This is a genomic window from Kitasatospora sp. NPDC057223, from assembly GCF_042669755.1.
Classification (GTDB): domain Bacteria; phylum Actinomycetota; class Actinomycetes; order Streptomycetales; family Streptomycetaceae; genus Kitasatospora.
Map to the genome: position 1 here is coordinate 1 of NZ_JBHUWW010000088.1, position 13,756 is coordinate 13,756.

Here is a 13,756-nt window from a genome sequence, read left to right on the forward strand (position 1 = left end):
GGGCGGGCAGGCCGCCCCGCGCGGGCTCCGTACGGTGGGGCCGCTCAGCCCGCGAGCAGCCCCGGCAGCTCGGCGATCGAGCCGAGGACGTGGGTGGCGCCGTCCGCCCGCAGGCGGTCCTCGCGGTGGGCGCCGGTGAGGACGCCGGCCACGACGGCGGCGCCGGCCCGGGTGCCGGTGAGCATGTCGTAGCCGGTGTCGCCGGCGACGGCGGTCTGGCGGACGGAGTCGGTGCCGGTGCGCAGCAGGGCGGTGAGGGCGAGGTCGGGGTAGGGGCGGCCGCGGCCCGCCTCGGCGGGGCAGAGGGTGAGGTCGGCGATGTCCTGCCAGCCGAGGGCGGCGAGGATGCGGTCCTGGGTGGCGCGGCTGAAGCCGGTGGTGAGGACGACCTTGCGGCCCTGGGCGCGGAGTTCGGCGATGGCGTCGGCGGCGCCGGGGAGGGCGGCGCAGTGGCCGGCGTCGACGAGGTCGTGGTAGGCGGCCTCGAAGGCGAGGTTGGCGCGCTGGGCCCTGTCCTCGTCGCCGAAGAGGTGGCGGAAGACGGAGATCTTCGACTCGCCCATGGTGAGGCGGACGTGCTCCAGCATGCGCTGGTGCTCGGGGCTGCCGGCCTCGACGCCGAGGGTGCCGGCGGCGGCCTTGAAGGCCTGTTCGACGAGGCCGTCGTCGGCGACGGTGGTGCCGGCCATGTCGAGGACGACCAGGCGGATGTCGGTGCTCATGTTCACGGGTCCCTAGAGGTTGGCGAGTTCGGCGGTGGTCTCGGCGATGGCCGGGGAGCAGGTCATGCCGCGGCCGCCGGGGCCGGTGACCAGCCAGACGCCGTCGCGGAGCTGTTCGCGGTGGACGACGCGGGTGGTGTCGGTGCACTGGGCGTAGACGCCGGCCCAGCGGCGGCGGATCCGCGGCAGCGGGCGGCCGAGCAGGTCCTCGGCGACGGCGGCGAGGTGCTCGTACGGGTCCTCGTCGACGTCGAAGCCGAAGGGCTGGTCGTACTCGTGGGTGTCGCCGATGGTCAGGCCGCCGTCCTTGCGCTGGACCATCAGCAGCTGCATCTTGTGCTCGGCGGCGACCGGCGGCTGCGGCTGGACGGCCTTGAGCTGCTCCAGTGCGGTGCCGGCGAAGGCCGGGTAGTAGCGGAAGCTGTCGCCGTCGGCGACGGAGGTGGTGAGGGTTTCGCCGAGCGGGTCGGTCTGCATCATCTGCAGGCGGACGCGGCGGACGGGCAGGGCGGGGGCGAGTTCGCGGACCAGGCCGCCGGTCCAGGCACCGGTGCAGAGGATGACCAGGTCGCCGGTGTGGGTGTCGCCGTGGTCGTCGCGGACGGCGTGCTCGCCGGTCACCTCGCGGACCTCGCGCCCGGGCAGGAAGGTGTAGCGGCCGCTCGCCGCGAGGGCCGCGCGCAGGGCGGGCTGGGCGGTGCGGGGTTCGACGGCCGCGTCCCGGGAGCAGTGCAGGGCGCCGAGCAGTTTCCCGCGCAGGGCGGGGTTGGCGGCGCGGGCTTCCTCGGGGTCGAGCAGCCGGTAGCCGCGGTCGGCGGCGTCGGGCAGGGTCAGTGCCTGCTCGGCGACGGCGAGTTCGGCCTCGGTGCGGACGGCGGTGAGCGATCCGTTGGCGCGGAAGCCCAGGGCGGGCACCTGTTCGCCGATCCGCTCCCACAGTTCGCGGGCGCGCAGCGCGGTGGCGAGTTCCGGTCCGGCGGCCCGGCCGCTGACCCAGATCAGGCCGAAGTTGCGGACGGACGCGCCGCGCGCCTCGCTCTCGCGCTCCAGGTGGACGACCTCGTGGCCGCGTTCGACGGCCTGCCAGGCGTGCATGCTGCCGAGCACGCCTGCTCCTACGACGATGACTCTCATGCGGCCAGGCTGGTGCCTGGAGGTGGACGCAGGTCGTCGCGCTCACGGCGTGCAGGTGAATGAGCCCGAAAAGTTGTACAGACAACCAGGGATACGGGTCAGCGTAGGACCGTCGCCCGGAGGTAGTTGCGCCGCCCGAACTGCGGCTCGTCGACCGCCGTCAGCTCCTCCACCTGGAACCGGTAGAGCGCCGCCGCCCCGGCCCCGCCGAGGAACTGCTCGCGGACCTCGGGATCCTGCGCGAAGGAGGGGTAGCGCCCCTGGTAGGCGGCGAGCGCGGCCTCGGCCTGCCGGCCCCAGGCCTCGCAGGCGCTGCCGGTCAGCTGGACGCCGCGCAGCTGCTCGGCGTAGACCGGCGGCGGCACGAAGACGGTCGCCGCGGCTCTCGCCTCCTCGGCGAGGTGCAGGCTGTGCCGGGTGGAGCGCTCGCTGACGAAGTAGAGCACCAGGTTGTCGTCGTAGGCGAAGAACGCGAGGTTGGCGTGCGGCCCGCGTTCGGGGCCGGCGGTGGCCAGGGTGAGCACCATGCTCTCGGCCAGGATTCCTTCGACGCCCTTGCGGAAATCCTCGGCGGGCCACTCGCCCTGCGTGATGTCGAGCCGGTACGGCATGGCGCATCCCTCCGCTGGAACGACTTCGTACGAACCTCGAACGACCTCGGACGAAAGAGCCGGGCGCGGCTCCCGCTGTACGGGGGCCCTCGCCCGGCTCTCATGCTCTCCCCGCGCGCCCCGCCCGCACAAGAGCGGAACGGGGCTCGTGAGGCGGAAGGGATTTCAGCGTGAGCGCGTCTCCAGCGGACTCCCGCCGGCGGCGGCGGCGACCGGCCCGGCGCCGAGCAGGGCGCCCAGCGGTCCGCCGCGCGCCCGGTCGACGAGGGGTGCGGCCCGGCCCGCCGCGACGGCCAGTGGGACGCCGACCAGGGTGCCGACGAGGGCACCGACCAGGACGTCGTGCGGGTAGTGCACGCCGACCCAGACCCGGGAGAGGGCCATCAGGGCGGCGGCGATCCAGCCCGCCCGGGCGAGCGCGGTGAGGCCGAGGCCGCGGTAGGCGACCCAGAGGGCCGCGGCGGCGGCGAAGGCGATCACCGAGTGGTTGCTCGGGAACGACCAGTCGCCGGCGCCCGGGCAGGTCTCCAGGGTGACGCTGCCGGTGATCTGCGCGCAGGGTCTCACCTCCTGGACGAGGCTCTTGAACGCCGAGTTGACGACGTACGCGACGACCACGATCAGCGGCGAGGCCAGCACCCTGGCCATCACCGCCGGGTCGGCGCCGCGCGCCCGCCACCACGCGTGCACCATCAGCACCGCGAACAGGCCGAGGCCGATCGCGGACCACACCCGGACCAGCTGGTCGAGCCAGTCCGGGGCACCGCCCGCCCACCCGATGACCCGGGTGTAGAGGCCGCCGTCGAGGCCGCTGCCGTCGTAGGCGAGGAGGGCGGGCGGCAGTACGGCTGTCACACGTCACCTCCGCCGCGACGGGCCTTACGGGCACGGAACAGTTCGAGAACGATGGGGATCACGGAGACCACTACTACCAGACCGATGACGGGTAGCAGATAACGGTCGATACCGGGCACGGACGAGCCGAGCCCGTAACCGGCCATCGTCACTCCGACGGCCCACACGGTGCCGCCGACGACCTGCCAGAGGGTGAAGGTCCGGAGCGGAACCTCCAGCACTCCGCACAGCGGGTTGAGCACGGTGCGCACGACCGGGATGAAGCGGGCCAGCACGATCGCCTTGCCGTAGCCGTACCGGGCGAGCAGTTCCTCGGCCCGGTCGACGCCCTGGTGCAGGCTCTTCCTGGACGAGCGGCGCAGCAGCGCACGGCCGCCCCGGCGGCCGATCAGGTAGCCGACCTGGGCGCCCACGAGGGCGCCGATCACGGCCGCGGGCAGCACCTGGTAGAGCTGCAGCTGGGGGCCGGAGGTGGCACCGGGCACGCAGAGCAGCCCGGCCGTGAACAGCAGCGAGTCGCCGGGCAGGAAGAAGCCGACCAGGAGGCCGGTCTCGGCGAAGAGGATGACGGCGATGCCGAGGGCGCCGAAGGCGGCGAGCAGCGACGAGGCGTCGAGCAGGTTGACCGCCAGCGGGCTGCCGCCCGGCGGGCCGGGGAGCTGGGCGGCCTGAAGGTGAAGAGCCTGCAGGGCGGGCGACTGGAGCAAGGCTGGCGGACCTCCCGTACGTTTGGGGGCGGCGCTGCGCGGCGCGCCCCGACCGTCTACAGTGACGTAGACGGTCTACGTGACTGTAGACGAAGGCTGGAGGAAACGTCGACATGACTGAGGTACCGTCGGCCCGCCGTCCCTCCGGGGAGCTCGAATCCGAGGTGCTGGCCGCACTCTGGGCAGCCGGGCGGCCGCTCGCGCCGCAGGACGTCCAGGCCGCCCTCGGGGCCGACCTCGCCCGGACGACCATCGCCACCATCCTGGCCAGGCTGTACGACAAGGGCACCGTCGAGCGGACCAGGACGGGCCGCTCGTACGCCTACACCCCGACCGTCCAGGACCCGGCCGGCCTCGCCGCCCGCCGGATGCGCACCGAGCTGGAGCGCGGCGCGGACCGCCCCACCGTGCTCGCCCGGTTCGTCTCCGACCTCTCCGACGAGGACGAGCGCCTGCTGCGCGACCTCCTCGGCGACGGCGTGGCCGGATCCGCCGGCGACGGGCCGGGCCCGAGGTGAACATCGCCGTCTGGGTACCCCTGCTGCTGCCCCTGCTCGCCGTGGCGCCGGCCCGGCTGCTCGCCGACGCCCTGCCGCCGCGGGCCGCCGCCTGGGTCCTGGCCGGCACCGCCGCCGTCCTGGCCGGCGCCACCCTCTGCTCGCTCGGACTGCTCGCCGCCGCGGGCCTGCTCCGGCTCCCGCCGGTCGCCGCGCTCGGCCACCTCTCCCCGCACTGGCTCGCGGCCGCCACCCCCGGCGCCGCACTGCCCGCCGCCCTCGCCGCCCTGGCCCTCACGGTGTCGGCCGTCCTCGGCGGCCGGGTCGCCCGCGGCCGCAGCCGCGACCTGCGGCGCGCCCGCGAAGCCCTCGGCGACCCGGCGCCGGAGCCGTTCGACCCGCTGGCCGCGCTGCGCGGCCTGCTGGCACCCGGCGACCACCCGCTCGCCGTCCTCGCGGACGACCGGGCGGACGCCTTCGCGCTCCCCGGGCGCCCGGGGCGGGTCGTGGTGACCGCGGGGATGCTGCGCGCACTGTCCGCGCCCGAGCGCGCCGCGCTGCTCGCCCACGAGCGGGCCCACCTGAGCGGCCGGCACCACGTGTTCCTGACCGCCGCCGCGTACGCCGCCGCCGTGCACCCGGCGCTGCGGCTGCTCCGCACGCCGCTCGGCTACCACCTGGAGCGCTGGGCGGACGAGGCCGCCGCCGTCTCGGTCGGCGACCGCACCGTCACCGCGCGCGCCGTGGGCCGGGCGGCGCTCGCCGCGAGCCGCGCGCCCTGGCCGGCCAGGCCCCGGCTCGTCCCCGCCGCGCACTCGGGGCCCGTGCCCCGCCGGGTGGCGGCCCTGCTGCACCCCCGCCCGCAGTCCGGCACCCGCCGCCGCAGCGCCGCGGCGCTCGCCCTCGCGGCCTGCCTGGCGCTGACCACCGCCGCCGCCCTGGACGCGACCAGCGACCTGCACCGCACCGTCGAGTCGGCACAGACCTCGCAATTCACTCCGACGTTCACCCCGGCGTTCACTCCGACGGGCGGCGCGAACCACTGACCGCACCCTCCGTACTGCCCGACAGGGCAGACATACCGGTCGGTAGGTCACATTTGGGAACAGCATCCCCGCAGGCCGCCCTCCCGCCGTAGGCTCTCGTCGAGGCGTCAACCACGACGTGCCTGCGGACTACGGCCTGGGGGAAGCGGAGTGCGGCAGACCCGGCGGAGCAGCCCGAAGCCGGCCGGACACGACGCGGCCGACCCCGCCACTCCGGCCGCCCTGGCCGCCGTCCACGAGGGCGCCGCCACCGGTGACGCCGACGCCCCCGCCCCGCGTCCCGAGATCGGCGACTCCTGGGACCGGCTGCGCCGGCTCGGCCTCGACCCCGACCGCGGGGCCGCCACCGTCCACCTGGGCCCGGCCGAGGTGGAGCACCGCCGCCACGCCAGCGGACTCGACCAGGTGATGGGCGTCCTGCGCGACACCCTGCTCGACCCGCTCGCCGACTCCCCGCTGATCCTCGCCATCGCCGACGCCGAGGGCCACGTGCTGTGGCACGAGGGCGAGCGGCAGCTGCGCCGCAGCGCCGACCGGATCGGATTCCTGATCGGCGCACGCTGGGTGGAGGAGAACGTCGGCACCAACGGCATCGGCACCACCCTGCGCGCCGAGCGCCCGATGCAGGTGCACTCCGCCGAGCACTACCTGCGCAGCCACCACTCCTGGACGTGCGTCGCCGCCCCCGTCCACGACCCCCGGACGGGCCGGCTGGCCGGCGTGATCAACATCAGTGCCCCGGCCCGCGGCGCCCAGCCCTACCTGCTCAGGCTGACCACCACGGCCGCCCGGCTCGCCGAGGCCGAGCTGCGCGCCCGCCGGCTGGAGTCGCTGCACCAACTGCGCACGCTCGCCACCCCGCTGCTCGCCAAGGTGACCGGCCCCGCGCTGGTCGTCGACGCCGACGGCTGGACGGCCGCCGCGACCGGCCTGCCGCCGGCCAACCGGCTGCGGCTGCCGTCCGAGGGCTGGGGCTCCTCCGCCGTCCACTGGCTGCCGAGCCTCGGGCAGTGCGCCGTCGAGCCGCTCGGCGGCGGGTGGCTGGTGCGACCGCTCGGCAGCCCGGACGCGGCCGCGTCGGACGCCGGGGCGGAGACCGCCGAGCAGGCCGAGGGCGCCCGGGTCCGGCTGGACCTGCGCCGCCCGGAGCGCCCGGAACTCTCGGTCGACGGGGCCGCGGGCACCTGGTCGCACGCGCTCAGCCCCCGGCACGCCGAGCTGCTGCTCCTGCTGGCCACCCACCGGGAGGGCCGGAGCGCGGCGCAGCTCGCCGACGCGCTGTTCGGTGACGCGGGCCGCACGGTGACCGTCCGGGCCGAGCTGTCCCGGCTGCGGCGCTACCTCGGGGGGCTGCTCGCGCACCGGCCGTACCGCTTCGCGCCGTCCGTGGTGGTCGGGGTGACCGGCCCCGACGACCCGTACGACCTGCTGCCCGCGTCCTCGGCGCCCGCCGTCCGCCGGCTGCGTGCGCGGCTCGCGGCCGGCACGCTCCGGCTGCCGTCCGTCCCCGGGGCGCGCACGCCGGGCGGGCCTGCGGACGGGCCGACCGGTCAGTCCTCGGCGAGCAGTGCGGCGAACTGGGCGTCGGTCGGGCCGTAGGCCGCCTCGGCCGAGGCGGACACCGCGGCGTACGTCCGGTCCAGCCAGTCCTGCACCTTCGGCTTGGCGACCTCCAGCAGCGCGCTGCCGTGCGGCGACTCCAGCGCCACGTGCAGGGTCGAGCCGTGGCAGGGGCAGTACGCGGGCCAGAGCTTCACGTCGCCGTGCCCGCTCAGTGTGGTCAGGCCCTCGCGCAGCAGGTCCCGGGAGAACACCCAGTCGGCCTCGTCCAGGCGGCCCAGATGGAAGGTCAGCAGCACCTCGTAGGGCCGCTGCGGGTCGAACCTGAACCGGGTGCGGACATCGCCGACCGCTTCGTCGCCGAGCGCGATACGCATGGTGAGCACCTCCTCCACCGCCGCCGGAGCGGCGGTGGAGCCTTCCTCATCGCCGCCCGTGGGGGTAGCGGCGAGAGGGGCATCGGAGGGTGCGGGCAGAGGGTCGCGCGGCATGACTATCTCTCCGGTACGGCTGGGGGTGCCCCCACCATGCGTCAGCCCGCGCGGCCGGGCAAAGGTTGCAAGGAGGTTGCATTAATGCCTCTGAGGCAACATGGGCTTATCAGACGGACCGTCAACTGTGGTGCACCGGAGCATCATCCAGACCTCGACCGGCTTCGCGCACGGTCGGCCGGGATAGCCCCGGTCGCTGGTACTCTCGTGCCCCTGCCCACGCGTACGGGACGGATGGACGCCCGCTGCCGCCCTTCGCGGACAAATTTGCGTGTCCATGGCAGAATGCGGCCAGCACAGGGGAGGAAGGAGCTCCGGTGGTTCTCCGGAAGGTCACCGCGGCGGAGCCCCGCCCGGACGAACAGCCCGCGCGGCAGGGACGGCACAGCCGGCCGAAGCCGTTCGGCGGGCGATTCCGGCTGCCCACCCTGCGATTCTCCGGCGCCGCGATGGCGATGTCCACCGTGGTCGGGCTCAGCATCGCCACCACCTGGCTGCTGAACGAGCAGCAGGCCGTCGGCCGCCGCGCCGGGTTCGCCGCCGTCGGCGCGACCCCGCCGCCCAGCCCGCGCCCCGACGACCAGCAGGCACCGCGGACCGACGCCGCCCCGGCCAGCGCCGCCGCCACCAACGGCGCACCCTCCTTCCGGGCCACCGAGGCGGGCAGCGGCGCACCCGGCTCGCGCTCCGGCGAGCGCACCACGCCGCGCGCGGCCGTGCCCTCGCCCTCGCCCTCCACCCCGGAGACACCCGCGAGCGCCTCCCCCTCCCCGTCCCCCACGGTGACGCCGGCGCCCACGCCGGCCATGACCGAGGCGCCCGCACCGGCCCGGCCGGAACTCGCGGCCGCCTGCCCGGAGCACACCGCCCCCGCCGCGCCGACGGCGCCTCCCACCGCAGCCGCGCCGAGCGCCCCGCCCGCACCGGCCCTGCCGAAGCCCGCCGGGCAGGCCCCGCTGGCGCCCCAGCACAGCGCCTTCGACAAGGCGCTGTCCGGCGCGGCCACCGTGGAGAAGCTCGGCCTCGACGGCACCCGCTACATCCTCGGCCTGACCGTGACCGAGCCGCTGACCGCCCTGCAGGCCGAGTTCCGCCTCAACCCGGCCGAGATCGCGCCGGGCACCACGGCGTGGACGAACCTGGCCGGCGCGGAGATGACGATGTCGCAGGAGCACGACGCCCTGGTCTACCGCTTCGCCGCCCCCGCCGGGGCGGACGTCCGACCGGGCAGCTACACCTTCGGCGTGCGGGGCCTCCTGCCCGCCGCCGCGCAGCCCACGGCCGGGCCCGCCACCGCACCCGCGAGGCCGACCGCCACCCCGCAGCCGTCTCCCACCGCGACGCCCGCCCTGCCTGCCCTGCCCACCCCGCCTGCCCTGCCCACCCGCCCCCGGGCGGCGTCGGCAACCTGGACGGCCTCCGCCTTCGGCATCCTCACCCCGCGCGCGGTGGCCGCGCTCGGCGGCTTCGAGCAGCCCGCGGCCGCCACGGCCGCCCCTGCCACCGCCGCACCGGTGCCCGTACCGTCCGGTAGCCCGCGGGCGTTCTGAGGCCCGCCCGCCGTTCGACGGCCCGGGGCGCCCGGCGGCGCGGCCGTCCGGTCCGACGATCCGACAGAACCCGCCCGTCGGCCGGTCTTTTTGCCACACGCGTTCGTTACTGTGGATCCATCCGGTGTGTCGGCCGCACCGCGTCCCACCATCGCTTCTCTGGAGGATCCCCGTGACCACGGTCCTGACCCAGGGCGCCAACGCCCCGCTGACCGCCACCCGGGTCACCGTCGAGGTGACCGCGCCCAAGGCACTGGACGTCTCGGGACTGCTGCTGACCGACGCCGGGAAGGTCCGTTCGGACGCCGACTTCGTGTTCTTCAACGCCCCGAACGGCCCGGGCGTCACGCACCGCCCGGCCGGCGGCGGCTCGGCGGACGCGATCATCATCGACACCGCCGCCGTCCCCGCCGCGATCACCAAGATCGTGGTGACGGCCAGCCCGGACGAGTCCGGCGTGACCTTCGCCGGCATCGAGCCGACCGCGACCGTCCGGGACGCCGCCACCGGCGCCGTGCTCGCGACCTTCACCCCGCCCCGGCTGGACCGCGAGACCGCCCTGGTCGTGGTCGAGGTCTACCAGCGCGGCGGCGCCTGGAAGGTCCGCGCCGTCGGGCAGGGCTACGCCAACGGGCTGGCCGGCATCGCGACCGACTTCGGCGTCTCGGTCGAGGAGGAGCCCGCCCCCGCGCCGCAGGCCGCTCCGGCCCGGCCCGTCCAGGCCCCGCCGATGCCCACCACCGCGCCCACTCCGGCGCACGGCACGCCGACCAGGCCGGCCGCACCGCCCGCGCCGCCCGCGCCGCCGTCCACCGCGCCCTCGTTCACGAAGATCACCCTGGACAAGGGCAAGGTCAGCCTCGCCAAGGGCGGCTCGGTCTCGCTGGAGAAGAACGGCAAGCCGTTCCTCGCCTCGGTCCGGATGGGCCTGGGCTGGGAGCCGGCCGCCGGCGGCCGGAACGTCGACCTGGACGCCTCCTGCATCGCGTTCGACGCCCAGCGCAACAAGATCGAGACCGCCTGGTTCATGAAGCTGTCGATCTTCAACGGCGCCATCGCGCACTCCGGCGACAACCTGACCGGCGAGGGCTCCGGCGACGACGAGTCGATCACCGTCCACCTGGACGGGCTGCCGCCCGAGGCCTGCGGCCTGGTCTTCGTGGTCAACTCCTTCTCCGGCCAGAAGTTCACCGCCGTGAAGAACGCCTACTGCCGCCTGCTGGACGCGGGCTCCGGCCAGGAGCTGGTCCGCTTCGACCTCACCCAGTCCGAGGCGCACACCGGCGTGGTGATGTGCAAGCTCGTCCGCCAGTTCTCCGGCGAGTGGGTGATGACCGCGATCGGCGAGTACGTGGACGCCAAGACCGCCCGCGCCATGGTCAAGCCCGCGTCCGCGATGCTCTGACGCCCGGCCCGGCCCCGTCGGCTCAGGCCCCGCCGGCTCCGGACGGCCCTGGTGCGGCCCTGGTCCGGCCCGCTCACGGCCCCTGTTCCCCGGGGCCGGGTACGGGGCCGGGGAACAGGGCCGCACCAGGGCCGTTCGGGGTTGCGGCGCCTCGCCCACTAGACTGGCCCCGTGAGCCGTGCGGACCAGGAATCCGGCTCAGCAGGTACGGAGAGGCGTCACCCGGCCTGACGTCTACCGGTACCTGAGGAATCACGTGAGCAACGAGCAGTCCATCCCGGTCGCCCGGATCGTCGACGAGGCCGGCCGCCGCCGCACCTTCGCCGTGATCAGCCACCCCGACGCGGGCAAGTCCACCACCACCGAGGCCCTCGCCCTGCACGCCCGGGCGATCACCTCGGCCGGCGCCGTGCACGGCCAGGGCGCCCGCAAGGGCGTCACCAGCGACTGGATGGAACTGGAGCGCGAGCGCGGCATCTCGGTGACCTCGGCGGCCCTCCAGTTCGGCTACCGCGGCCACGTGATGAACCTCGTCGACACCCCCGGCCACGCCGACTTCTCCGAGGACACCTACCGGGTACTCGCCGCCGTCGACTGCGCGATCATGCTGATCGACGCGGCCAAGGGCCTGGAGGAGCAGACCCGCAAGCTGTTCGCGGTCTGCCGCCACCGCGGCGTCCCGGTGATCACCTTCATCAACAAGTGGGACCGCCGCGGCCGCGAGGCGCTCACCCTGCTGGAGGACATCGAGACCCACCTCGGCATCGTCCCCGTCCCGGTCGTCTGGCCGGTCGGCGGCGCCGGTGACCTGCGCGGACTCGTCCGGGCCGACAACACCGACGAGATGCTGCGCTTCACCAAGGTGCCCGGCGGCACGCACGCCGCCCTGGAGGAGCAGCTCACCGCCGAGCAGGCCACCGAGCGCGAGGGCGAGGTCTGGGAGACCGCGCTGGAGGAACTGGAGCTGGTGCTGTCCTCCGGCCCCGGCTACGACCAGGAGGCCTTCGAGGAGGGCAAGGTCACCCCCGTCTTCTTCGGCTCCGCGCTCAGCAACATCGGCGTGAAGCTGCTGCTGGACGCCGTCGTCGACCTCGCCCCCTCCCCCGCCTCGCGCCCGCTCGCCAAGGGCGGCGCCCGTGAGGTCACCGAGGAGTTCTCCGGCCTGGTCTTCAAGATCCAGGCGAACATGGACCCGGCCCACCGCGACCGGATGGCCTTCGTCCGGGTCTGCTCCGGCGTCTTCGAGCGCGGCATGAACGTCACCCGCGCCGCCAGCGGCCGCTCCTTCGCCACCAAGTACGCGCAGACCGTCTTCGGCGCCGAGCGCACCGTCGTCGACACTGCCTACCCCGGCGACGTGGTCGGCCTGATCAACGCGAGCGCGCTGCGGGTCGGCGACACCCTCTACACCGGCAAGAAGGCGGAGTTCCCGGCCCTGCCCGCGTTCGCCCCCGAGTACTTCGCGGTGGCCCGGCCGAAGGACATCAGCCGGTCCAAGCAGTTCCGCAAGGGCGTCTCCCAGCTGGACGAGGAGGGCGTGGTCCAGATGCTGGTCTCCGACCGACGCGGCGACCAGGCCCCGGTGATGGCCGCCGTCGGCCCGATGCAGTTCGACGTCGTCCTGCACCGGATGGAGCACGAGTTCTCCTCCCCGATCACCCTCGACCGCCTCTCCTACAAGCTCGCCCGGGTCACCGACCCGGAGGGCGCCGCCGAGCTCGCCAAGGCCCGCCTGACCGACTCCGAGGTGCTCGTCCGCCGCTCGGACGGCGCGCTGCTGGCGCTGTTCGCCGACAAGTGGCACCTGAGCGCCTTCCAGCGCGCCAAGCCCGACATCCTGCTCCAACCGCTGATCGCCACCGCCGACTAGGACGTCACCAGGACGTCGTCCCGGCTCCTGCGCACGGCACGCGGCCCGGGTGGTGGCCGGCCACCACCCGGGCGGGCGCCGGGCACGAGTGCCTGAGCGCCCGCATCGCGCCCTCTCAGGGCCTGCCATGGGGCCCGACGGGGCGTCAGGCCGGCGTGACCATCCCGATCCGCTCGCGCCAGCCGATCCCCGCCGTGGCGGCGCCGCCCTCGTCCGGCCGAGCGGGGGCGGAGGCGTTCGCCTGCCTGCACCCGGCGCAGCGCCGATCCTCGCCGACGGGGCGGAAGACGCGTTCGCAGGCCGTGCACGCCACCAGCGGCACCGCCCGCAGCGCTGACGGCATCTTGTCCCGCAGGCGGCAACGCATCAGCGCGGACGGGCACTTCACCTGCACCGGCAGCCCGGCCGTCAGGGCGTGCAGCAGGCCCGCCGAACTCACGCCCCTGGCCAGCCACTCGGCGGCCAGCGGCGCCAGCCGCGCCACTTCGGCGGCGCCGAGGACCAGTCGCTGATCGCTCCGCCGCAACGACATCAGCACCCGCTCGGCCTCCGCCAGATCACCGTCCGCGTGCACCGGCTCCTCCGTGAGCGGCGCCTCCCGCAGCGGCGGCCCGTCCGGCTCCGGCCGCCTGCGCCGTCGTGGGGCCGGGGGTCGTGGGGACGGGAGTCGTGGGGACGGGAGGGGGGAAATCTCCCCCTGACCCAATGTTCCTCCCGTAGGGAGGGCTGTGCCGGACGACCGCAGGGCGGCGCGACCGGCACCTCGTTCCCCGGCACCCGGTCCGCCGTCCGGGTAGTCGCCCGAGCGGTCGTCCGGTCCGCCGTCCGGGCCGTCCTCGGCGAAGCGCACCGCGAACAGCTCGTCCGCCTCGGCCTGGCCGATCGGCACGTTCGAGACCAGCGACTCCGTCCGCACCTGCCCGGTCGCGTCGCGCCACCGCGTGCTGTGCAGCAGGCCGGCTCCGGCCAGTTGACGCCGTGCCCGGTCCATCGTGATCCGGCCCCCGGCGAGACCCGCTGCCAGCTCCGTGACCGTCGTCGTCCGCAGCCGCCCGGGTGCCAGTGCCACCGCTCGCACGAGGAGGCGGAACGCCGCGTCCGACAGATTGTCGTCCCACACCTGCGCGTTGGCGATCTGCGTGAAGTCGCGCTCGGGCGCGATAACATTCCTGAGCATCCCCGATGGCCTCTATCCACTCGGCGGGTGAAGAGTCCGGCCGGTGCTCCTAACACCCGCCGGGCTCGCCCCGTTTCTGGGAGGGGCAACCCGCACATGGCGGCCACGGTACACGGAATCGGGACCGGAAA

Annotated in this window: 13 protein-coding genes; 6 read left to right on the top strand and 7 right to left on the bottom strand. The window is 75.0% G+C overall.

Annotation, left to right across the window (positions count from 1 at the left end; translation table 11 throughout):
* Window positions 1-44: 44 nt before the first annotated feature.
* The 5 genes from ACFUK0_RS26690 to ACFUK0_RS26710 form a co-directional block, all read right to left on the bottom strand.
* Entirely contained in the window at window positions 45-722 is a 678-nt protein-coding gene (locus ACFUK0_RS26690; protein ID WP_380254503.1) for a phosphonatase-like hydrolase, read from the bottom strand.
* A 12-nt stretch (window positions 723-734) separates the two neighbouring features.
* Window positions 735-1,856: a TIGR03364 family FAD-dependent oxidoreductase gene (locus ACFUK0_RS26695; protein ID WP_380254505.1), complete on the bottom strand. Its 1,122-nt coding sequence runs from the start codon at window positions 1,854-1,856 to the stop codon at window positions 735-737.
* A 98-nt stretch (window positions 1,857-1,954) separates the two neighbouring features.
* On the bottom strand, window positions 1,955-2,467 hold the full coding sequence (locus ACFUK0_RS26700; protein ID WP_380254507.1) for a pyridoxamine 5'-phosphate oxidase family protein: 513 nt from the start codon (window positions 2,465-2,467) through the stop codon (window positions 1,955-1,957).
* Between the two features lie 165 nt (window positions 2,468-2,632).
* Window positions 2,633-3,322 (bottom strand): phosphatase PAP2 family protein, encoded by a 690-nt coding sequence (locus ACFUK0_RS26705; RefSeq protein WP_380254509.1) that lies wholly within the window; start codon window positions 3,320-3,322, stop codon window positions 2,633-2,635.
* Window positions 3,319-4,011, bottom strand: coding sequence for a DedA family protein (locus ACFUK0_RS26710; protein ID WP_380254559.1), 693 nt, complete (start codon window positions 4,009-4,011; stop codon window positions 3,319-3,321). Before ACFUK0_RS26710 ends, ACFUK0_RS26705 begins: the two co-directional genes overlap by 4 nt.
* Before the next feature lie 131 nt (window positions 4,012-4,142).
* On the opposite strand from ACFUK0_RS26710, the gene ACFUK0_RS26715 reads away from it, so the two are divergent.
* The 3 genes from ACFUK0_RS26715 (at window position 4,143) to ACFUK0_RS26725 (ending at window position 7,171) form a co-directional block, all read left to right on the top strand.
* Window positions 4,143-4,547: a BlaI/MecI/CopY family transcriptional regulator gene (locus ACFUK0_RS26715; protein ID WP_380254511.1), complete on the top strand. Its 405-nt coding sequence runs from the start codon at window positions 4,143-4,145 to the stop codon at window positions 4,545-4,547.
* Window positions 4,544-5,572 (top strand): M56 family metallopeptidase, encoded by a 1,029-nt coding sequence (locus ACFUK0_RS26720; RefSeq protein ID WP_380254513.1) that lies wholly within the window; start codon window positions 4,544-4,546, stop codon window positions 5,570-5,572. The genes ACFUK0_RS26715 and ACFUK0_RS26720 overlap by 4 nt, the downstream gene beginning before the upstream one ends.
* 150 nt (window positions 5,573-5,722) lie before the next feature.
* Window positions 5,723-7,171, top strand: coding sequence for a GAF domain-containing protein (locus ACFUK0_RS26725; protein ID WP_380254515.1), 1,449 nt, complete (start codon window positions 5,723-5,725; stop codon window positions 7,169-7,171).
* Here ACFUK0_RS26725 and ACFUK0_RS26730 read toward each other — a convergent pair.
* Window positions 7,123-7,623, bottom strand: coding sequence for an SsgA family sporulation/cell division regulator (locus tag ACFUK0_RS26730; RefSeq protein ID WP_380254517.1), 501 nt, complete (start codon window positions 7,621-7,623; stop codon window positions 7,123-7,125). The genes ACFUK0_RS26725 and ACFUK0_RS26730 overlap by 49 nt on opposite strands.
* A 317-nt stretch (window positions 7,624-7,940) precedes the next feature.
* Between ACFUK0_RS26730 and ACFUK0_RS26735 the strand changes: the two genes are divergently transcribed.
* The 3 genes from ACFUK0_RS26735 (at window position 7,941) to ACFUK0_RS26745 (ending at window position 12,448) form a co-directional block, all read left to right on the top strand.
* Entirely contained in the window at window positions 7,941-9,173 is a 1,233-nt protein-coding gene (locus ACFUK0_RS26735) for a hypothetical protein (RefSeq protein WP_380254519.1), read from the top strand.
* A gap of 184 nt (window positions 9,174-9,357) precedes the next feature.
* Window positions 9,358-10,578: a TerD family protein gene (locus ACFUK0_RS26740; protein WP_380254561.1), complete on the top strand. Its 1,221-nt coding sequence runs from the start codon at window positions 9,358-9,360 to the stop codon at window positions 10,576-10,578.
* A gap of 256 nt (window positions 10,579-10,834) precedes the next feature.
* Window positions 10,835-12,448, top strand: a complete 1,614-nt coding sequence (locus ACFUK0_RS26745) for a peptide chain release factor 3 (protein ID WP_380254521.1) — start codon at window positions 10,835-10,837, stop codon at window positions 12,446-12,448.
* A 145-nt stretch (window positions 12,449-12,593) separates the two neighbouring features.
* Here ACFUK0_RS26745 and ACFUK0_RS26750 read toward each other — a convergent pair whose 3' ends face one another.
* Window positions 12,594-13,625 carry a hypothetical protein gene (locus ACFUK0_RS26750; RefSeq protein WP_380254523.1) on the bottom strand — a complete coding sequence of 344 codons (1,032 nt, stop codon included), beginning with the start codon at window positions 13,623-13,625 and terminating at the stop codon, window positions 12,594-12,596.
* Window positions 13,626-13,756: the final 131 nt, after the last annotated feature.